19 protein-coding genes are annotated in these 20,308 nt (G+C 67.6%); 7 read left to right on the plus strand and 12 right to left on the minus strand.

What is annotated here, in order from left to right; all coding sequences use genetic code 11:
* Positions 1-111 precede the first annotated feature (111 nt).
* On the minus strand, positions 112-870 hold the full coding sequence (locus AC5LXX_RS21870; protein WP_493413117.1) for an SDR family oxidoreductase: 759 nt from the start codon (positions 868-870) through the stop codon (positions 112-114).
* 140 nt (positions 871-1,010) lie between these two features.
* Positions 1,011-1,955, minus strand: coding sequence for a LysR family transcriptional regulator (locus AC5LXX_RS21875; RefSeq protein WP_493413118.1), 945 nt, complete (start codon positions 1,953-1,955; stop codon positions 1,011-1,013).
* 165 nt (positions 1,956-2,120) lie between these two features.
* Here AC5LXX_RS21875 and AC5LXX_RS21880 point away from each other — a divergent pair, with 165 nt between their 5' ends.
* On the plus strand, positions 2,121-3,335 hold the full coding sequence (locus tag AC5LXX_RS21880) for an FAD-dependent monooxygenase (RefSeq protein ID WP_493413119.1): 1,215 nt from the start codon (positions 2,121-2,123) through the stop codon (positions 3,333-3,335).
* 93 nt (positions 3,336-3,428) lie between these two features.
* Here AC5LXX_RS21880 and AC5LXX_RS21885 read toward each other — a convergent pair whose 3' ends face one another.
* Both AC5LXX_RS21885 and AC5LXX_RS21890 read right to left on the minus strand, forming a co-directional pair.
* Positions 3,429-4,364: an alpha/beta hydrolase gene (locus AC5LXX_RS21885; RefSeq protein ID WP_493413120.1), complete on the minus strand. Its 936-nt coding sequence runs from the start codon at positions 4,362-4,364 to the stop codon at positions 3,429-3,431.
* A 61-nt stretch (positions 4,365-4,425) separates the two neighbouring features.
* Positions 4,426-5,523 carry an OpgC domain-containing protein gene (locus AC5LXX_RS21890; protein WP_493413121.1) on the minus strand — a complete coding sequence of 366 codons (1,098 nt, stop codon included), beginning with the start codon at positions 5,521-5,523 and terminating at the stop codon, positions 4,426-4,428.
* Between the two features lie 382 nt (positions 5,524-5,905).
* On the opposite strand from AC5LXX_RS21890, the gene AC5LXX_RS21895 reads away from it, so the two are divergent.
* Entirely contained in the window at positions 5,906-7,060 is a 1,155-nt protein-coding gene (locus AC5LXX_RS21895) for a porin (protein WP_493413122.1), read from the plus strand.
* Positions 7,061-7,096: 36 nt separating this feature from the next.
* On the opposite strand, the gene AC5LXX_RS21900 is transcribed toward AC5LXX_RS21895, so the two are convergent.
* Positions 7,097-8,008 carry a LysR family transcriptional regulator gene (locus AC5LXX_RS21900; protein WP_493413123.1) on the minus strand — a complete coding sequence of 304 codons (912 nt, stop codon included), beginning with the start codon at positions 8,006-8,008 and terminating at the stop codon, positions 7,097-7,099.
* Between the two features lie 143 nt (positions 8,009-8,151).
* On the opposite strand from AC5LXX_RS21900, the gene AC5LXX_RS21905 reads away from it, so the two are divergent.
* Positions 8,152-9,153: an aldo/keto reductase gene (locus AC5LXX_RS21905; protein ID WP_493413124.1), complete on the plus strand. Its 1,002-nt coding sequence runs from the start codon at positions 8,152-8,154 to the stop codon at positions 9,151-9,153.
* Between the two features lie 132 nt (positions 9,154-9,285).
* Positions 9,286-10,026 carry a sulfite exporter TauE/SafE family protein gene (locus tag AC5LXX_RS21910; RefSeq protein ID WP_493413125.1) on the plus strand — a complete coding sequence of 247 codons (741 nt, stop codon included), beginning with the start codon at positions 9,286-9,288 and terminating at the stop codon, positions 10,024-10,026.
* Between the two features lie 104 nt (positions 10,027-10,130).
* On the opposite strand, the gene AC5LXX_RS21915 is transcribed toward AC5LXX_RS21910, so the two are convergent.
* The 3 genes from AC5LXX_RS21915 to AC5LXX_RS21925 form a co-directional block, all read right to left on the minus strand.
* Positions 10,131-12,296: a hypothetical protein gene (locus AC5LXX_RS21915; RefSeq protein WP_493413126.1), complete on the minus strand. Its 2,166-nt coding sequence runs from the start codon at positions 12,294-12,296 to the stop codon at positions 10,131-10,133.
* A 474-nt stretch (positions 12,297-12,770) separates the two neighbouring features.
* Positions 12,771-13,157, minus strand: a complete 387-nt coding sequence (locus tag AC5LXX_RS21920) for an ester cyclase (RefSeq protein ID WP_124446899.1) — start codon at positions 13,155-13,157, stop codon at positions 12,771-12,773.
* Positions 13,158-13,192: 35 nt separating this feature from the next.
* Complete coding sequence (locus AC5LXX_RS21925; protein ID WP_493413127.1) at positions 13,193-14,089, minus strand: LysR substrate-binding domain-containing protein; 897 nt, start codon at positions 14,087-14,089, stop codon at positions 13,193-13,195.
* A gap of 503 nt (positions 14,090-14,592) precedes the next feature.
* Between AC5LXX_RS21925 and AC5LXX_RS21930 the strand changes: the two genes are divergently transcribed.
* The 3 genes from AC5LXX_RS21930 (at position 14,593) to AC5LXX_RS21940 (ending at position 17,533) form a co-directional block, all read left to right on the plus strand.
* Positions 14,593-15,444 carry a peptidoglycan DD-metalloendopeptidase family protein gene (locus AC5LXX_RS21930; RefSeq protein WP_493413128.1) on the plus strand — a complete coding sequence of 284 codons (852 nt, stop codon included), beginning with the start codon at positions 14,593-14,595 and terminating at the stop codon, positions 15,442-15,444.
* A gap of 209 nt (positions 15,445-15,653) precedes the next feature.
* Positions 15,654-16,553 carry a class A beta-lactamase gene (gene bla / locus AC5LXX_RS21935; protein WP_493413129.1) on the plus strand — a complete coding sequence of 300 codons (900 nt, stop codon included), beginning with the start codon at positions 15,654-15,656 and terminating at the stop codon, positions 16,551-16,553.
* Positions 16,554-16,660: 107 nt separating this feature from the next.
* A complete protein-coding gene (locus AC5LXX_RS21940) occupies positions 16,661-17,533 on the plus strand; it encodes a LysR substrate-binding domain-containing protein (protein WP_493413130.1) in 873 nt (290 codons plus the stop codon).
* A gap of 24 nt (positions 17,534-17,557) precedes the next feature.
* On the opposite strand, the gene AC5LXX_RS21945 is transcribed toward AC5LXX_RS21940, so the two are convergent.
* The 4 genes from AC5LXX_RS21945 to AC5LXX_RS21960 all read right to left on the minus strand — a co-directional run bounded on the left by AC5LXX_RS21945 (position 17,558) and on the right by AC5LXX_RS21960 (position 20,308).
* Positions 17,558-17,893, minus strand: a complete 336-nt coding sequence (locus AC5LXX_RS21945) for a type 1 fimbrial protein (protein WP_493413131.1) — start codon at positions 17,891-17,893, stop codon at positions 17,558-17,560.
* 363 nt (positions 17,894-18,256) lie between these two features.
* Entirely contained in the window at positions 18,257-18,511 is a 255-nt protein-coding gene (locus tag AC5LXX_RS21950; RefSeq protein WP_124446911.1) for a GlsB/YeaQ/YmgE family stress response membrane protein, read from the minus strand.
* Positions 18,512-18,641: 130 nt separating this feature from the next.
* Positions 18,642-19,418, minus strand: a complete 777-nt coding sequence (locus AC5LXX_RS21955) for an ABC transporter ATP-binding protein (protein ID WP_493413132.1) — start codon at positions 19,416-19,418, stop codon at positions 18,642-18,644.
* Positions 19,415-20,308, minus strand: coding sequence for an ABC transporter ATP-binding protein (locus AC5LXX_RS21960; protein ID WP_493413133.1), 894 nt, complete (start codon positions 20,306-20,308; stop codon positions 19,415-19,417). The genes AC5LXX_RS21955 and AC5LXX_RS21960 overlap by 4 nt, the downstream gene beginning before the upstream one ends.

The raw sequence follows: 20,308 nt of genomic DNA on the forward strand, positions 1-20,308 counted from the left end.
CGAACCGCGGCAACGCTGCCTTCGGCTGCGCGTCACCCGGCGGGCTAGGCCCGGCAGCGTACGCCGGCACTGGCCCGGGCGGCGCGCCCCGGCGCAGGCCGCAGCGCGTGCTTATCCGCGCCCCACGAACGGCATCGTGGTCGCCATGATCGTCATGTTCAGGATGTTCGTATCCAGCGGAAGATTCGCCATCTGAACGACTGCATTCGCGACATGCGTGACGTCCATGCGCGCCTCGGGCGCGAGGCTGCCGTCTGCTTGCGGGACGCCTTGCGTCATCCGTTCCGTGAGCGACGTCGCGGCGTTGCCGATGTCGATCTGGCCGCAAGCGATGTTGTACCGGCGGCCGTCGAGCGCCAGCGACTTGGTGATGCCGGTCACCGCGTGCTTGGTGGCCGTGTACGCGATCGTATCGGGGCGCGGCGCGTGCGCGGAGATCGAGCCGTTGTTGATGATGCGGCCGCCTTGCGGCTGCTGCGCTTTCATCAGGCGCCACGCGGCGCGCGCACACAGGAAGACGCCGGTCAGGTTCGTCGCGACGACGCTGTTCCACACGTCGAGGTCGTATTCGTCGAGGGACACGACGGGCGCATTGCGGCCGGCATTGTTGAACAGGACATCCAGCCGCCCGAACTGCTGCGCGATCTGCGCGAACGCGTGGTCGACCGATGCTTCGTCGGTGACGTCGGCGGGAAACACCTGCGCGCCGCCGCCGGCGGTGCGGATTGCGTCCTGCGTTTCACGCAACGATGCTTCGTTGCGTCCGAGCAGCGCGACGGCGAATCCCGCCTGGGCGAGCGCGATGGCCGCCGCGCGACCGATGCCGGAGCCGGCGCCCGTGACGGCAGCGAATTTCTTCGAGACAGACATGGCTTGATTTCCTGCTGGTTGAATGAGGAGCGAGGCGACCGCGGCTCGATGTCGTGACCGCTTCGGCAATGTAGTCTAAATGCGCGGCACGCGGATTCGAGCGATATCGCGATTCGCGTGCGACCGCGTGGTGACGACGACTATTTCTTTCGCCCAGGCACGGCCTTTCGTGCCCGTGTGCCCGTCTCCGCGAACAGGTCGACCACGACGTCGCGCAGCCACCGGTTCCCTTCGTCCTGATTGACGCGCGTATGCCAGAGCAGGTGGATCGGTGCACCGGGCAGCGTGACGGGCAGTGCGCGCCAGCCGAGCGAGAACGGCGCGGCGAGTTGCAGCGCGAGATGCTCGGGCACCGTTGCGATCAGGTCGGTGCGCTGCAGGATGTAACCCACGCTCATGAAATGCGGCACCGTCAGCCGCACCCGGCGCTTCACGCGGCGGCGCTGCAGCCATTCGTCCACCTGCCCGTGACCGGTGCCGGCCGATACCACGACCAGATGTTCGGCGTCGCGCCACGCTTCGACCGTCAGCGGCGCTTCCTCGAGCGGATGGCCGCGCCTGAACAGGCACACATAGCGCTGATCGAACAGCCGGCGCTGATAGAACCCGCCCTTGAGCTGCGGCAGCAGGCCGATCGCGAGATCGACGCGGCCGTCGGCCATTTCGTCGCCGAGGTTGACGCTCGTGTTGCGGACGGTATTGAGCGCGATGCCCGGCGCCGCGTGCGACAGGTGTTCGAGCAGCGCGGGCAGGAACACGACTTCGCCGATATCGGTCATGCCGATCGTCAGCGTGCGGGCCGCGCGCAGCGGATCGAAACCGGTCTCGGGATTCAGCGCGGCATGCAGCGTCGCGAGCGCACGCGATACGGGTTCGGCCAACTGCAGCGCGAACGGCGTCGGCACGACGCCGCCCGGCCCGCGCACGAACAGCGGATCGCCGAGCCGGCGGCGCAGCTTCGCGAGCGCGTTGCTGACGCCCGGCTGGCTCATGTTCATCTGCTCGGCGACGCTCGACACGCGCCGTTCCTGCATCAGCCGCTGGAAAAGCAGCAGCAGGTTGAGGTCGATCTCGCTCAGTTCCATGGGTTCCGCGGTGCCTCTTTCATTGCATTCAGTGATGAAGGAGATTCATTTCATTTTATTGCGGGATGAAAGTCCACTGCTGAAAATACCGATACGGACCATGCATTCGACATGACCGCTGCGCCGGTCGCGGGCCCCCAAACGAATATCGGAGACACCTTCATCATGCAGACGAACCTGAAGATCGCCATCGTCGGCGCCGGCATCGGCGGCCTGACCCTCGCGCTCGCATTGCGCGAGCACGGCATCGACGCGCAGCTCTACGAGCAGACCCATGCGTTGCGTGAAGTCGGCGCGGCCGTCGCGCTGTCGGCCAATGCGACACGCTTCTACGAACGCATGGGCTTGCGCGCGGCCTTCGAGGCGGTGTGCGCGGATATCCCGGGCCTCGTCTATCGTGACGGGCGCAGCGGTGCGGTGATCGGCCATCATCGCGGCGAACCCGACTATCGCCGGCAATTCGGCGGCGCGTACTGGGGCGTGCATCGCGCGGATCTGCAGGCCGTGCTGTCGAAGGCGGTCGGTCTCGAATGCATTCATCTCGGCCACCGTCTGGTCGATCTCGCGCAACATCCCGATCGCGTCACGCTGTCGTTCGACAACGGCGCGCGCGTCGAGGCCGATCTCGTGATCGGCGCGGACGGCGCGCGTTCGATCACGCGGCGCTGGATGCTCGGCTACGACGATGCGCTGTATTCGGGCTGCTCGGGCTTTCGCGGCGTGGTGCCGGCCGCGCGCCTGGACCTGCTGCCGGATGCCGACACGATCCAGTTCTGGGTCGGGCCGCACGGGCATCTGCTGCACTACCCGATCGGCGACAACGGCGACCAGAACTTCCTGCTGGTCGAGCGGCATCCGTCGCCGTGGCCGTCGCGCGACTGGGTCATGCCGGCGGCAGAGGGCGAGCAATTGCGCGTGTTCAGGGACTGGCATCCGGCCGTCGTGCAGATGATCACCGCGGTGCCGATCAGCCAGCGCTGGGGGCTGTTTCATCGTCCGCCGCTCGGCCGCTGGAGCCGCGGGCGCGTGACGTTGATCGGCGATGCCGCGCATGCGCTGGTGCCGCACCACGGACAGGGCGCGAATCAGTCGATCGAGGATGCGGTGGTGCTGGCGGCGCAACTCGCGAAGGCCGGGCCGGGGAACTGGCGCGAAGCGCAGGAAGCCTACGAGCGGCTGCGTCGCGGCCGGACACGCAAGGTGCAATACGCGTCGATTTCAGCGGCCGACGTGTTGCACCTGCCCGACGGACCGGCCGCGCAGGCGCGCAACGCGCGTCTGGCCGAACGCGACAGCGTGCTGCATCACCTGGACTGGATTCACGATTTCGACGCGCTCGACGAGGTGCCGAACGAGCGGCAGGGCGGCACGTGGCTTTGAGCCCGATGCCGGATGCGACCGGCGCGCCGGGTCTTGCGTTTGCCGCCTGGCGGCCGGCCGGACGAAAACAGGCCGGGCGATGCCCGCCCGCCGTCACTTCACGCACTCGAGCGCGTACTTCAACCCTTGCCCGAGCAACCCGCGCCACACGTCCCACGTATGCCCGCCGTCGACGATGCGCAGCTCCGCCGGGTTTTGCGCGCGGCGCAGCTGCGTGTACAGCACGCTCGATTCCGCCTGGATCGTCAGGTCGTCGTCGCCGACCGCGATGAACATCGGCACACGCCAGGTGCGCGCGAAATAACCGCGCAGCAGCGCCGGGTAGTTGAGCTCGTGCCATACGCGCGCGTCGAACTGCCGGTCGCCGAACACGCCGACATAACGCGCGGCGGAATTGAGCGGCGGCTCGTTCGCATAGATCGCGGGGCTCAGCAGCATCGCGCCGCAGAACAGCCCCGGTTCGAGCAGCGAGAAGCGCAGCGCGCCGAACCCGCCCATCGACACGCCGCCGATCGCGCGGCCCGCGCGCTGGTTCGACACCGCGAAGTGCGCTTCGACCTCGGGCAGCAGGTCGTTGAGGAACGCGCTCTGCATCTTCTCCTTGCGATCGACGTACCAGTCGGTGCCGCCCTGCGGCATCACGATCACGACGGGCGGAATCTCGCGGCGCTCGATCAGCGTGTCGGCGGTGGCCTGCAGCCGGCCCAGCGTGACCCAGTCGTTCGCGTTGCCGGCGTTGCCGTGCAGCAGGTACATCACCGGGTAGCGCGCGCCTTCCGGGTTGTAGCCGGGCGGCAGGTAGACCGTGTACGACCAGTCGCGCTTCAGCGACGCCGACCGGAACGTGCGCAGCACGACGCTGCTGCCCGGGTTGACCGGCGGCTCCTGGGCGGTCGACGGTGTCGTCGCGGTCTGGGCGGCCGGTGGCGGCGGCACGGGCGAGACCGGCGGCGCGGCCGGCGCGGCGCGGGCGGCGGCGATGGAGCCGGCGATCAGGGCGAGGGCGAACGGAAGGGCGAGTCGGCGCATGGCGAAGCGTTTCAGGAGAGGCGCCGGCTATCGTAGCAGCGGCACATGACGGCGCGGCGCGTCATCGCCGCGAACGGAACGGCAGCCGCGCGACGAGCGGCCCGTAGAGTTTGGCCACGAGATACAGCAGGCCCATCGCGACGGCGTCGGCGGTCAGGCCGAGCGGCACGTCGAGATAGCCTTCGGTCGCCTGGTATAGCAGCGAATCGACCGCGAGCGAGATGCCGGTGCCCGCGACGAAGCACAGCAGCCCCTGCCGGCCGATCGTGCCGATCCACGGCATCGCGTGCGCGACCTTCTTCATCCAGCCGAGGTGCACGAGCTTCGCGGCCAGCCACGCGATCGCGAGGAAGTTCATGAGGCGCAGCGTGCCGAGGTTCTGCTTGATCGACGGATCGGTCGGGAACGGCTCGAAGCGCAGCCGGTAGTACGCGCCTGCCGCGACGATCGCGAGCGACACGGCCGTCAGCACCCAGCCCTGCGGCTTGGGCGCGAGCGTCTGGTACACGGGCTGGCAGCGGGCAATCACGCCGAGCACGAACAGGAATTGCCACGCGAACGGATTGAAGTCCCACGGCGCGCCTTCGACGGTCGGCAAGAAGCGTGCGACGTGCGGCGCCGCATACCAGAGCGACCCGCTGAACGCGAGCATCAGCCACGGCTGCGTGCGCGCCAGCGGCAGCGCGAGCGGGACGAGCAGCGCGAAGAACGCATACATCGGCAGCACCGACGCGAGGTACGGCTGGCGGCGGAACAGCAGGATGTCGCGCAGCGCGGCGAGCGGCTTGTGCAGCAGGCCGTCGAGGTCGTTGGTCGGCATGTTCGGGCCGTCGATCGCGAACGCGTTCAGCGCAGCCGTGATCAGCAGCATCAGCCCGGCCGTCACGAGGAACGCGCGGTAGATCTCGAACGCGCGCCGGATGAAGCGCTGGCGCGCGGCGGCCTCGTCGTGCCTCTCGGCGAGCGAGTTGTACGCAATGGCGGTCGCGAAGCCGCCGAGGAACACGAACACCTCGGCCGCGTCGCACAGCGCGTACGCGTGCAGCGTCACGCGCGACAGGATGCTGCCGCCGATATGGTCGACGACGATGACGAGCAGCACGAGGCCGCGGAAGAAATCGAGTTCGGCGTAGCGGCCAGCACGGGCCGGCGCGGTCATCGGACCGCCTCCCGGCGCGGGCCGCGGGCGCAGCCGGCACATGCCGCGCAGGAATCGGGGTGAAGCATGACTTCGTGAGGAAATGGCGAACGGATGCGCATTGTGCCATCGATGCGACGCGCATCGGGTTTACGCGGATGGCAGGTCGGCCTGCCGCTGCCGATAAGCCCGGTCAGGCCATCTGCGCAACGGGGCAGTTGGACGAGCGCAACGCTTTGCGCGCGACGACTCGCACCCGATGGACGGACGGTTTGCGTCGTGACACCATTTTGTCCTCACGCGGCCGCACACCGCGTCGTCCGCCCTGCGGGCCACACATACAACAGATCGAACAATTCGCCGGGCGCACGGCCTGCCCGGCCCTCGGCTCCGGAGATTCGTCATGAAGAAGCACGTCATTTTTGCCGCCGCGCTCGCTGCATTCGCCGCGCCGGCCTTTGCCCAGAACAGCGTGACGCTGTACGGCCTGATCGACGAAGGCTTCAATTACACGAACAACGTCAACGTCAATGGGGTCGGAAAGACGAATTACCAGCTCGCGAGCGGCTACGCGCAGGGCAGCCGCTGGGGCCTGAAGGGCAGCGAGGATCTCGGCGCCGGGTTGAAGGCGGTCTTCACGCTGGAAAACGGGTTTGACGTGAACAACGGCCGACTCGGCCAGGGCGGCCGCATGTTCGGCCGCCAGGCGTTCGTCGGGCTGAGCCAATCGCGCTTCGGCACGTTGACCTTCGGTCGCCAGTACGACTCCGTCGTCGACTATCTCGCGCCGCTGACCGCGAACGGCAACTGGGGCGGCACGCTGTTCTCGCACCCGTTCGACAACGACAACACGGACAACTCGTTCCGCGTCAACAACACGGTCAAGTACGCGAGCCCCGACTGGAACGGCCTGACGTTCGGCGGCACGTACAGCTTCAGCAACAGCACGGGCTTCTCGAACAACCGCCAGTACAGCATCGGCGCGCAGTATTCGCTGGCCGGGCTGCAGGTCGCGGCCGCGTACCTGCAGGCCAACAACCCGGGTATCGGCAATGCGGGCGCGATCGCGGCCGACGATGCAAACTTCGTCGCCGACCGCCTGCGCATCTTCGGCGGCGGCGTGAACTACACGTTCGGCCCGGCGACGGTCGGCCTCGTCTACACGAAGACGGACGTGAAGAACCCGGTGTCGACCGTCTACCTGCCGGCCTCGACGTTCGCCGGCCTCGGGCTGACTGCGACCAAGTTCCAGAACATCGAGATCAACGGCAAGTACCAGCTCACGCCCGATTTCTTTCTCGGCGCGCAGTACGTGTATACGGACGGCAAGTTCGACGCGGCCGCCGGCTCGTTCAAGCCGAAGTACCACACGGTCGGCCTGATGGCCGACTACAGCCTGTCGAAGCGCACCGACGTCTATCTGCAGGGCGCGTGGCAGAAGGTGGCCGGCGACAAGACCGGCACGGCAGCCGACGGCGGCTACGTGGTCGGGACCGACGGCCCGTCGGCGTCGTCGAACCAGTTCGCGGTGCGTGCCGCGATCCGCCACAAGTTCTGATTGTTTCGACCGGCGGCGTCCCGGCGTCGGCCGGTGTCAGTCCGCGCGGTGCATGCCGCCGAGCGTCTCCGCGAGCCAGTCCACGAAGATCCGCACACGCGGCGCCAGATGCCGGCCGGTCGGGAACACCACCGACACGGGCAGCGGCGTCGCATTCCATTCCCGCAGCACCTCGACCAGCGAGCCGTCGGCGAGCAGCGGCGCGAGCCCGTCGCGCGGCGCCTGGATCAGCCCGAGGCCCGCGACGCAGCACGCGAGATACGCCTGCGAGCTGTTGACCGACACGACGCTGTGCATCTTCACCGTATGGATCTCGCCCGAATCCATGTCCGCATATTCCCAGTCCAGCTCGCGGCCCGTGCGGCTCGAGAAATAGCCGACCGCGACGTGGTCGGGCAGCTCGTCCGGCGAGCGCGGCGTGCCGTGGCGCGCCAGATACGCGGGCGACGCGCAGTTGATCTGCGCCATCTCGCCGACGCGCCGTGCGACGAGCGACGTGTCGGACAGCACGCCGACGCGTACCGCGCAGTCGATGCCGTCGGCGACGAGATCGACGAAGCGATCGGTCGTGCTGATCACGACGCGCAGGTCGGGGTAGCGCGCGTGGAAATCCGGCAGCGCCGGGATCACCTGGTTCAGCGCGAAACGTTCGGGCAGGTCGACGCGGATCACGCCGCGCGGCGACGTGCCGGCATCCTCGAACAGCGTTTCCGCATCGTCGAGATCGGCGAGCAGCTGCTCGCAGCGCTCGTAGTAGGTCGCGCCTTCGGCGGTCAGCGCGACGCGCCGCGTCGTGCGTTGCAGCAGGCGGATCTTCAGGTGCTTTTCCAGATACTGGACCGCGTTGCTGACGGTCGGGCGCGGCAGTTGCAGCTGCTCGGCCGCTTTCGTGAAGCTGCCGAGATGGGCGACGCGCGCGAAGATGCGCATTGCTTGCAGATGGTCCATGCGGGCGGAAGCCTTGGCGGGGAGGGGAACAAGGCTCCATTGTTAATCAGCGTCGAATGGTTTGGTGGAGCGTTTCGCGTTTATCGTGCGCGGCAAAGCGCCCAGAATCCGGTCCATCCACTCACCACTTGAAGGAAACGCACATGGACACGCGTCAACTGGGCCGCACGGGCCCGCAGGTTTCGGCGATCGCGCTCGGCTGCATGGGGATGTCGGACTTCTACGGGCCGGCCGACCGCGACGAAAGCATCGCCACGCTGCACGCGGCGCTCGACAACGGCATCACGATGCTCGATACCGGCGATTTCTACGGGATGGGCGACAACGAGATGCTGATCCGCGACGCGCTGCGCGGCCGCGCACGCGACCAGGTGCTGATCAGCGTGAAATTCGGCGCGCTGCGCGATCCGGTCGGCGGATTTGCCGGTTACGACGCACGGCCGGACGCGATCCGGAACTTCGTCGCGTATTCGCTGAAGCGGCTCGGCACCGACTACATCGACATCTACCGTCCGGCGCGCGTCGATCCGGCCGTGCCGATCGAGGAGACAGTCGGCGCGATCGCCGATCTCGTGAAGGCCGGGTACGTGCGCCATATCGGGCTGTCCGAAGCCAGCGCCGACACGATCCGCCGGGCGGCGGCCGTCGCGCCGATCGCCGATCTGCAGATCGAATATTCGCTGCTGTCCCGCGGTATCGAAGCCGACATCCTGCCTGCCTGCCGCGAACTCGGGATCGGCGTCACGGCCTACGGCGTGCTGTCGCGCGGGCTGCTCGGCGGGCGCTGGAGCACGGCACGGCAGGGCGAGCGCGATTTCCGCGCGGCGAGCCCGCGCTTCCAGGGCGAGAACCTCGCGCACAACCTCGCGCTCGTCGACGCGCTGCGGGCGATCGCCGACGAGAAGGGCAGCAATCCGGCGCAGGTCGCGATCGCATGGGTGCTGTCGCGCGGCGCCGATATCGTGCCGCTGGTCGGTGCGCGCAAACGCACGCAACTGCAGGACGGTTTGCTGGCAACTAATTTGCAACTAACGGTCAATGATCTCGCTCGCATCGAAGCGGCGGTGCCCGCCGGGGCGGCTGCCGGCGAGCGTTATCCCGCCGCACAGATGGCGCACCTCGACAGCGAGCAGGGCCGGGGGTGATCCACGGGGCCGGATCGCCGGGCGCCACAGGCCCGTCCGGCGGGCCCTAGCCAGCCTCAGGCAAAACCAGATGGCGGGCAGCATGGCGGGGCGGCACCATCGGCGCCGTACTCAACCGATGGAATCGCCTCCATGCAAATTCATACGCTGACGATCATCGTGCTGGTGTTCCTGCTGGCCGGCGCGGTCAAGGGAATGATCGGGCTCGGGCTGCCGACGATCGCGATGGGGCTGCTGACGCTCGCGATGCCGCCGTCGGCCGCGGCCAGCCTGCTGCTCGTGCCGTCGTTCATCACCAACGTGTGGCAGTTGTGGCTCGGCCCGTCGTTCGGGCCGTTGCTGCGCCGGCTGTGGCCGCTGCTCGCCGGCCTGACGATCGGCACGCTCACGGGCGGGCTGCCGGCGCTCGCGGCCGGCAGCACCTGGACGCACGCGGCGCTCGGCGTCGTGCTGATCGTATACGGGTTGTGGGGGCTGGCCGCCGCGCGCTTGCCCGCGCCGGGTCGCCACGAGAAAGGGCTGTCGGCCGTGGTCGGCTACCTGACGGGCGTCGTGACGGCGGCGACCGGCGTGTTCGTCGTGCCGGCCGTGCCTTACCTGCAGGCGCTGCGGTTGTCGAAGGACGACCTGATCCAGGCGCTCGGGCTGTCGTTTACCGCATCGACGATCGCGCTCGGCCTGCAATTGCACGTGTCGGGCGCGTTGCAGACGGTCGATCTCGGCGTGTCGGCGCTCGCGCTCGTGCCGGCGCTGGCGGGGATGGCCTGCGGCCAGTATGCGCGGCGCGTGATGAGCGAAAAGGCGTTCAAGCGCTGCTTCTTCATCGGGCTGATCGCGCTCGGCGCGTATATGGCAGCGTCGGGGTGGCTGTGAGCGGGTATCGCGGGCGAGGGTGATGCCTGCCTCGTTCAGAAGCGCCCGAGGCCGGTTTCAGCGACCGGCTCCGGGCGTGTTTCACACGGCGTGGATCACGCGGATCAGGCCGGATCGGCGTATTTCAGCGACCACCCGAACGTGCGCGTCGTGCCCGCGCCGAGTGCAAACGGCTTCGTCGTGCACGCGAAGTTCGAATGCAGCTGGCCGATCGGCGTCGTCGACAGCGGGTTCGTCGCGCCGTTCGCCGTATCGAAGGCGGACAGTGCGCAGGTGTCGAACCCGGAGGCCGCATAGCCGGTCGCGGCGCTGTTCGCGTACGTCACCGACATGCCGTCGCCGTTGGCCTGCGTGGACGCGAAATCCGCGAACGACGTGAAGTCCGTCTCGACCGCGAGGTTGCCCGTGAGCGTGCCCGAACTCAGCGTATCGCTGCGCGACACCGTGCCGTGCGCGAACGTCAGCACCGTATGCACCTGCAGGTCGAGATCCGTCGTGTAGGCAGCGTTCTTCGACGCGAGACGGAACTTCGTCGTATCGAACGACACGATCACCTGGCCGTTGCCTTGCTGCACGTTCAGGTTCTTGTAGTACGTGACGGGAATGTAGGTTTTCGCGTTGTACGTCACCTGCGGCACCAGTAGCGCGTAGCCGAGATCGGTCGTGCCGTAGATCAGCTTGTCCGAGAACGGCACCGGGTAGTACGGCGTGTACGAGTTGTAGTCGGGCGCCTGGCTCAGGTTCAGGTTGATCACGCGCCGGCCGTCGCGCACGGTGAGCAGCGCCGCGCTGTACGGGTGCGCGGCATCGGTCGGCTGGTTGTACCAGGTGAGCGTGTAGCGCGGCAGCGCATCGAGCCATGCGCCGTAGTCGGCATCGGCCATCGGCGCCTTGCCGCCGAAGCCGAGCTTGTTCCACCACGCGTTCACGTACAGGTACTGGTGCAGCAGGCTGAAGTTCTCGCCCATCACGCGCGGCTTGCCGCGATACGTGTCGGTGCCGCGGCCCTTGACCCACATGTTCACCGACGGCGTCGGCAGCGACGGGTCGTACCAGTACGTGTCGAAACGATGCGCGGCCCGGTAGATGAATGCGTACGCAACCTGCTTCTCCTGGTCGGTCAGCACGCCGGCGTTGGCGGCGGCCGTCAGCACTTCCATGAACGCGGAATCGCCGTACGGGCCGATCGAGCGGCCGTAGTTGAAGCCCTGGCCGCCGGCGTTCAGCTGCGGCAGGATCAGGTCGACCGACTTGCGCAGATAGCCCTTCAGCTCGGGCGTGAGATTTGCCACGTTGTCCATCTCGAACGTGCGCTCGACCACTTCGCCGATCAGCAGCGTGCTGTAGCGGTCGAAGCGCGCCTGGTCGTAGTAGGTCGTATGCGTGTTCGACGCTTCGTCGGAGAAGCCGCCGGAAGAATCGTTGCGGATGTGGTTCGTCAGCGTGTACAGCAGCGCGTCGCGCGCGCCCATCGTCGCGACGGACGGATCGGTCTTTGACGCGAACGACGGGCTGCTCCAGCCGAGTTTCTGGCGCAACCCGGCAATTCCGTAGGACACCGCATAGTAATTCTGCGCGGTATTGAGCGATGCGATGTCGATCGGCGTGCCGGCGGCCGGGCACGTACTGGTCTTGCCGCTCGCATCGGGGCCGAACATGTCGCAGAAGGTGAGGCGCTGCTGCAGCGTCGCGAGCATCGCGTCGCTGAAGACCTCGTTGAGCATCCCGTGCGCCTTCAGGTTGTTCAGCGCGACGAGGTAGTAGTACTCGCCCCACGACGTGTTCGCATACGCGTAGTTGCTGCCCGACTGCGCCATCATCGCGGTCGTGATCGTCTGGTACGTCGCGAGGTAGCTCGCGTATTGCGGGTCGTTCTTCGACTTCATGTCGATCAGGATGTACGACAGGCCGAGTGCGAGCTTGCCGGGCAGGAATTTGTCGCCGGTGTTCGTGTCGAGCACGTGGACCGGCGTGCCGTCGCCGAGATCCATCACGACCTGCGTGAAGTCGGGCGACTTCCGGATCAGGTCGAACAGCGCGCGCATCTGGCCCATCATCGTGACCGGAATGTTCGTGCCGGCCGGCACGCTCGTGTCGGGCGCACCATAGACGAGCGCCTGCAGCGAGTTCGACGCGAGCGTGGGTGTCGTGGACGGCGGTGGCGATGACGGCGGCGTGTCGGTCACGTCGTTGCCGCCGCATGCGCTGATGAATACGACGGAAAGGGCGCTGAGCGCGGCGCCGAGCGCGAATCTGCTGCGCGGATGCATTGTGTCTCCAGTTTCGAATAGTGATGAAGGACGGGCAGGTGTGGCCGTTGCCGCGCTCGACGCCCGTACCCGGCCACCGCCCTGCAACCCTGATCCCTGCGGGCGGACAGCCTGAATCACAACTCGAGCGGGCAAGCGTTCCCCCTGCGCGGGCCGAGGCCGGCGTCGCGCTGATGCATTGGAAAACGTTTTCCAAATTTAGGCATCGCGCGGCGCGATGTCAATGAACTTTCACGCCCGATGCGCCGGTGAAAACCCGGATGGTGGGAATGGCGAGATGGGGCGGGAGATCAGGATGGTGCGGAAATTACCCGGTATTTTGTCGTCGATCGAGCAGATATCGTGCCGGGAAAGAGCGCTGGAACGACAGACAACAAGATTGACCGTCGAGCTGCTTTAGATGGATGACGAGAGAAAACGTTATCCATAAGGATCGAGGTGCGTCACCGCAGATATCGGGCCGCCGCGACGGGCCTAAAGCTGGGCCTCGATCGCAGCCTTGTCGATTACCGACCAGACCTGGCGGATCTTGCCGTCATGAAACTCGTAGAACACGTTCTCGGCGAACGTGACCTTCCGGCCGTCGACGGCGAGCCCCATGAACGTCCCCTTCGGCGAACAGGCGAAGCGCAGCCGGCATGCGACGCGCGGCGGCTCGCACGCGAGCAGCCGGATGTCGAAACGGAGATCGGGAATGTCGCGATAGTCCTGTTCGAGCATCGCGCGGTAGCCGGCGAGGCCGAGCGGCCGGTCGTTGTGGATCACGTCGTCGGACACATACTCGCCGAGCGCCGCCCAGTCCTGCCGGTTCAGGCAATCGATATAGGCGCGATAGCGGGTAGCGAGATCGGTTTCGGTCATGGTCATGCCTCCATGTTTCGACGATGCGGCGCGCGTTACGGTGACGTTCTCGCGCCGGACAGGAACGCGACGAACTCGCGCGTGTACTTCGGCAGCGCGTCGAACGACCGCGCGCAGAGCGTCAGCTTCCGGTGGCTCCACGGATCGGACAGCTCGACGAGCCGCACGTCCATCGTCTGCATCGCGCGCTCGGCCGCATGGCGCGACACGATGCCGATGCCCACGCCGCTCGCGATCACGCGGCAGATCGCATCGAAGCTCTTCAACTGCACGCGGTAACGGATCCGCTTGCCGAGCGCGCGCGCCTGGTCGGCGAGATGCACTTGCAGCGCGCTGCCGTCGGTGAGGCCGATGAAATCTTCGCCGGCGATCGCGTCGAACGCGACTGCCCCGTGCGACGCGAGCGGATGCGCAGCCGGCACGACGACGATCAGCCAGTCCTCGCGGAACGGTTTCTGTTCGAGCCCGCCGAGCCCGACCGAATCGGCGACGATGCCGACCTCGGCCGTCTTGTTGCGGATCGCATGCACGATCTCCTGGCTCGAGCGTTCCTCGACGCTGATCGACAGCTTCGGATGGTGCGGCAGGTAATCGGCCAGCGCGTCGGGCAGGTATTCGCTCAGCGACGCCGTGTTGCACAGCAGCCGGATATGGCCGCGCAGCCCCTGGCCGTATTGCTGCAGTTCGCCGCGCATGTGATCGATCTGCTGCAGCACGGTGCGTGCGTGGTGTTCGAGCGCGCGGCCCGCGTCGGTCGCCTGCGCGCCTGACTTGGTCCGGTGCAGCAGCGGCACGCCGAGCTCGTCCTCCATGCCGCGGATGCGCTCGCTCGCCGCCTGCAGCGTGATGTGCGTGCGCTCGGCGCCGCTCGTGATCGTGCCGGCTTCGCAGATGTTCAGGAAGAGCCGCAGGTCGGTCAGGTCGAAGCGCATGATGGGCGGGGAGTGAAGGCGTTGGATGGCCGATAAGTTAGCAGGAACCGCCGCGTCGGTCTCAGGCGCAGCCTGAGGCCCGATTCGCCGGTTCCGCATTTTCGGGGCGCGATCGATGGTCGATCATGGCTGCACATCAACCCGGGGGGGAGCCTGTCATGCAGATCGATTCGTCGTGGGGCGTGTCGTTCAAGATCGCGCTGCATCTGCTGTTCCTGTGCATCGGCATCGCGTGGGCCTGTTCCGAATTCGTCGGATGGTTGCGTTGAGTGCGGCTGCGCGCCTATTGAAACAAATCTGCCATAGTTTTTAACGACGAAAATTCTTCCGCTTTTCCACAAAAAGACCATCAAGTTTTTCTGAATCGGACCGTATTACCGGTAGCGAATGCCGGCCGGCATCCGGTTCGTGATCGTTTGTCATCATTGTTTGCATCCGGTTACACGTCGGCCGTTCCGTTTTTGAGATGCTTGAAAGATTGTCAAACCGGAGTCGGATCGTCCATGAAAACGCGCGAGATTCACCGCAACGCGGCGTGGCTGCCAGGCCTGGCAGCCGTGCTCGTCATGGCCGGTTGTGCAAGCACGCAGTCCGTCCCGCCGAGCGATACGCTGGCGGGCTCGTCGTCAAGCCAGCCGGCTTCCGCGCCGCCGGCGGCCCCGTCCGCCACCTTGCCGCCCGCGCCGATTCTCGTCGCGCAGAAGTACGTCGTGAAGCGCGGCGACACGCTGACGGGCATCGCGTCCGCGAACGACTGCAGCGTGGCCGACCTGCGCACCTGGAACAAGCTGGCCGCGAACGGCAGGCTGCGGATGGGGCAGGTGCTGCGCATCGTCAAGCAGCAGCCGCTGCCGCCGGCGGGCGCGGCCGGTACGCAAACGGCCGCGGGCAATGGGGCCGCAGGTGGTCAGGCAACTTCACCGGCCAGCGCATCGAATGCGAGCGACCGCCAGGTCGTCAAGGAAACGAAACGGCATGCGGGCGGTGTCGCGCTCAAGTGGCCGGCAAGCGGCAAGATCGTCGACGGGTTCCGGCCGGGGCAGAACCGCGGGATCCAGATCGCCGGCCGGCCGGGCGACCCGGTGCGCGCCGCGGCCGACGGCCGCGTGATGTACGCGGGCACCGGCCTGAACGATTACGGCAGCCTGATCATCGTCCAGCACAACGCCGATTTCCTGACCGCGTATGCGCACAACCGCAAGCTGCTCGTGAAGACGGGCGACATCGTGCGCCAGGGAGACGAGATCGCCGAGATGGGCGACCTCGACAACTCGCGCGTCGCGCTGCTGTTCGAGGTGCGGCGCGACGGCAAGCCGGTGAATCCGATGCCGTACCTGCCTTCGTCGCAAGGGTGACGCAGGGCCGTTTTGCTGGAACGTGGCGGCGGTCGCTGCTACGCTAGGGTCTGTTCATGCACGTCCCGCGCGCCGCGGGCCGACGGGCGTCTTTCGGGGATGCGCGGCGAATGCCGTCGCGGGCCGGCCGTCGGCGTGAACGGGCGCGCTTCGCCGAGGCGTGCCCGCGTTGCTTCGTGCCACCGTTTCCGACAGAACGCACCTCATACATGGAACACTCTCCGACACGCCGCTCGCTGTTGCTTGCCGCCGTTGCCGCGCCGTTCGTCGCCGCGTGCACATCCGCGCCGGTCGCCGACAAGGGGCGCGCTCACACCGCCCAGGCCGAACTGGCCGCACTCGAAAAAGCATCGAACGGCCGCCTCGGCGTCGCCGCGCTCGACACGTCGAACGGCGTGCGCATCGCCCACCACGCGCGCGAGCGCTTCCCGCTGTGCGGCACGTATGCGGTCATGGCCGCCGCCGCGATGCTCGCGCGCGGTTCGCTCGATGCCTCGCTGCTGCCGCGCCGCATCCTGTATCGCCGCTATGAAGTCGTGTCGGGCTCGCCGATCACCGAAAGCCACGTCGACACGGGCATGACGATCGCGCAGCTGTGCGAGGCGATGCTGCAGGCGGGCGACAAGGGCGCGGGCAACCTGCTGATGGGCGTGCTCGGCGGCCCGCAGGCCGTCACGTCGTTCGCGCGCGAGAGCGGCGACACGACGTTCCGCCTCGACCACTGGGAGCCGGAACTGAACAAGGCCGCGCCCGACGACGAACGTGACACGTCGACGCCGGTCGCGATGGTCGACACGCTGCAGCGGCTGCTGCTCGGCAATACGCTGCAAGCGCCGCAACGCGCGCAGCTGACGGAATGGATGGCAGACGGCGCGCGCGGCGCGACCGGCATCGCGGCGGGCGTGCCGCCGGGCTGGCGCGTCGCGGAAAAAGCCGGCACGGGCGGCTACGGCACGACGACCGACGTCGCGGTGCTGTGGCCGCCGTCGCGTGCGCCGATCGTGATGGCCGTGTCGTTCACGCAGCAGCAGGCCGATGCGGCGGCGCGCGCGGACGTCGTCGCGTCGGCGGCGCGCATCGCTGCGGGCGCGCTGACCGCGACGGCCTGACGGGCCGGCGTCTCGCGCAACGCGGGCGTTTGGCTTATCGTGTCGGTCTGAGCGCGCCGGCGTCGGCGCGCGGTTCTTCCGCGCCGTTTTTCCGTTTCCCGTTCGCCATGCACCGACTTCCGCCCCTGCACGCGCTGCAGATCTTCTCGACGGTGGCCCGCCACCGCAGCTTCACGCGCGCGGCCGAGCAGCTGTGCATCACGCAGGGCGCAGTGAGCCGGCAGATCCAGACGCTCGAGGCGCACTATGGCTTTCCGCTGTTCAAGCGGCATGCGAAGGGGCTCACGCTGACGGCGGAGGGCGAGCAGTTGCTGCCGGTCGTCAACGAGAGCTTCGCGCGGATCGAGGACATCTCGATGAAGCTCACGCGGCAGCGCACCGATCTCGCGCTGAAGGTGCCCACCTGCGTGATGCGCTGGATGCTGCCGCGCATCATGCGCTTCCAGGGCGAGCATCCCGATCTCCATGTGCAGATCACGACCGCGTGGCAGCACGTCGTCGATTTTTCGACCGAGCCGTTCGATGCGGCGGTCGTCTACGGCACGTCGCCGGGCCCGGGCGTCGTCGCGCTGCCGCTGTTCGACGAGCGGCTCACGCCCGTGTGCGCGCCCGAGCTGCGGCAGGCGTCGCCGCTCGATGCGGTCGGCGATCTCGCGCGCCAGACGCTGCTGCATCCGACCCGCGACCATCGCGACTGGCGCGCGTGGCTCGATCATGCGGGCGAGCGCAGCGTCGATCCCGCTCGCGGGCCGACGTTCGACACGCTCGATCTCGCGACGAACGCGGCGATGCAGGGCTTCGGTGTCGCGATCGGCGACGTGACGCTCGTCGACGACGACGTCAGCGCACACCGGCTCGAACGGCCGTTCGACATCGTGCTCGAAACCGGCGCGCGCTACTTCTTCGTGTATCCCGAGACCATCGGCAGCCAGCAGAAGATCCGCGCGTTCAGCGACTGGATCGCGCGCCATCGCGACTGACGCGCGGGGCTCCGGCGGCGGGTTCTACTGGTAGGTCACGACGGCGATCATCGGCGCGCGCGCGTTGCCCGGACGGTCAGGTAAAACGATTGCGCGGGAGGCCTGCGTAAAGGTCGTGGTCTTGATCGTGCGCAGGCTTGCCGCGTCGACGAACGCGACTTGTCCGCTGGCAGGCCGCGGGCAGTCGGGGCGCACGTGCGCGTGGACGGCATCGGCCGTATCGAGTGCGAACGAGCAGGGCGGCTCGACGATCATGCCGGTGAAATGGATGATGCCGGACGCGCCGGCGGCAAAGGACGAGGACGTGGCCAGAAGCGAGGCAGCCAGCGCGAACGAGGCGGCAAACGAACGGTGCTTCATGACAGGCTCCAGAGAGGAAGCGCGTCGCAGCGGGGCCGCTCGGGTGGCAGTCCGTCAACGCTGCGGTGCTGTATGCGTAAACGGCAAGTTCATCGAACCTCTTGAGTGAGAAACCGGAAATAACGACGATGAGCAAACGACGCCGTGTTCCTTCAATCAATTTATCTCAAAATTGTGCGGCCGCAAGTCGGGGTATTGCCGGTGACGTAAACTCGGAGGAAGCGCGTCAATGGACGCGGGATTCGCAGGTAAATCGTTGAGGGCTCAACGAATCGACCATCCGGTGAATGACGATGCGCCAAAAGAAAACGGCCGCTCGTGTGCGACGAGCGGCCGTTTGCGTCGGAGCGCGGTCTTCGGTGTTCAACCCGCGCGCTTGCGGATCGCACCCACGACGACGAGCAGCACGATCGCGCCGATGATCGACGCGATCCAGCCTGCGCCCTGGCCCGGCGCATACCAGCCGGCCGCGCGGCCGACGTAGCCGGCGACCAGCGAGCCGACGACGCCGAGCACGATGGTCATCAGGATGCCCATCTTGTCGTCGCCGGGCTTGAGCGCGCGGGCGAGGAGGCCGACGATGAGCCCGACGACCAGGGTTTCGATGAATTGCAGCATGAACGCCTCCCTATTGCGGTTGAGCTGTTGACGAAAGGAAGTTGACCCGTGCGACGCACAAGGGTTCCATGCGGCGGCGCAGCCGGCGCGTGGCGTGCCGAGTATCGCACGCCGGCGCATCGCGCAGATGTCAGGCGGCCGGCACACCGGCCACCGGGTCGAGACGGCGATAGCCCTCGGTCGCATTCAGCAGCGTGCGCGTGTAGTCGCGTGCAACCAGCCCGGCACGTACGTCCTCGATCCGCAACTGCTCGACGATCTCGCCATGCTGCATCACGGCGACGCGCTGGCACAGGAAGCCGATCACCGCGAGGTTGTGGCTCACCAGGATCATCGTCAGCTTGTGTTCGCGATGCAGGCGGCGCAGCAGGTTCAGGATCTCGGCCTGCACCGAGACGTCGAGCGCGGACGTCGGCTCGTCGAGCAGCAGCACGCGCGGCTCGACGATCAACGCACGCGCGATCGCGACACGCTGCCGCTGGCCGCCCGACAACTGGTGCGGATAGCGGAAGCGGAACGCCGGGCCGAGGCCGACCTCGGCGAGCGCGCGGGCGATGCGCGCATCGGCGTCGCCGATCGCATGGATCGACAGCGGCTCGCGCAGCGTCTGGTCGACCGTGAAGCGCGGATGCAGCGATGCGTACGGATCCTGGAACACCATCTGCACGTGGCGGCGGAACGCGCGATCGGGCGTGCCGCCGACCGGCCGGCCGTCGATCGACAGGCTGCCGGACGCGAGCGGCACGAGGCCCGTCAGCGCACGCAGCAGCGTCGACTTGCCGGAACCCGATTCGCCGACGAGCCCGAACACTTCGCCGTCGCGCACCGCGAAGCTCGCGTCTCGCACGGCGTCGACGTGACCCGTACGGGTCGGGAATCGGATCGATGCGTGATCGACGTCGATCATCGTGCGGCCTCCTGTCGGTCGGCGGGCTCGAGCCACGCCGGATCGCGGCGCAGCACCGGCAGTTCGTCGGGCGGGTTCGCGAGCGGCGGGTTCGCCGCGAGCAGCCCGCGCGTATAGGGGTGAGAAGCGTTGCGCAGGTCGCGCGCGGCGCAGGTTTCGACCACACGGCCCGCATACATCACCGCGACGCGGTCGCAGAACGACATCACGAGCGGCAGGTCGTGGCTGATGAACATCAGGCCGGTGTCGTGGCGCGCGATCATCGCGTCGAGCACCGCGAGCACCTGCATCGACACGGCGACGTCGAGCGCGGACGTCGGTTCGTCGGCGATCAAGAGGCGCGGGCCGGTCGACACCATCATCGCGATCATTACGCGCTGGCCCATGCCGCCCGACAGTTCGTGCGGATACGCATCGGCGACGCGTGCCGGGTCGCGGATCTGCACGGCCGCGAGCGCATCGACGATCCGTTCGCGCAGCGCGCGGCCGCGCAGCCCGGGCTCGTGCAAGCGGAACGCTTCGCCCATCTGCTTCGCGACCGTCATCACCGGGTTCAGCGAATACTTCGGATCCTGCAGGATCATGCCCATCTGGCTGCCGCACAGCCGCCGGCGCTCGCGCGGCGACATCGCGAGCAGGTCGTGGCCCGCGAAGCGCATCGTGCGCGCCGACCAGCGTGCGGCGTCGGGCAGCAGGCCGAGCAGCGCGCGGCCCGTCAGCGACTTGCCGGAGCCCGATTCGCCGACGATGCCGAGCCGTTCGCCCGGCGCGAGCGTCAGCGACAGGTCGCGCACGGCGTCGGTGACGACGCCGTCGTGGCCGCGAAAGCCGATCTTCAGCCCGTCGATCTCGCAGAGCGGCGCGGGCGCGGTGGCGGAATGCGTCGGCAT

Source organism: Burkholderia torrens (assembly GCF_984668525.1).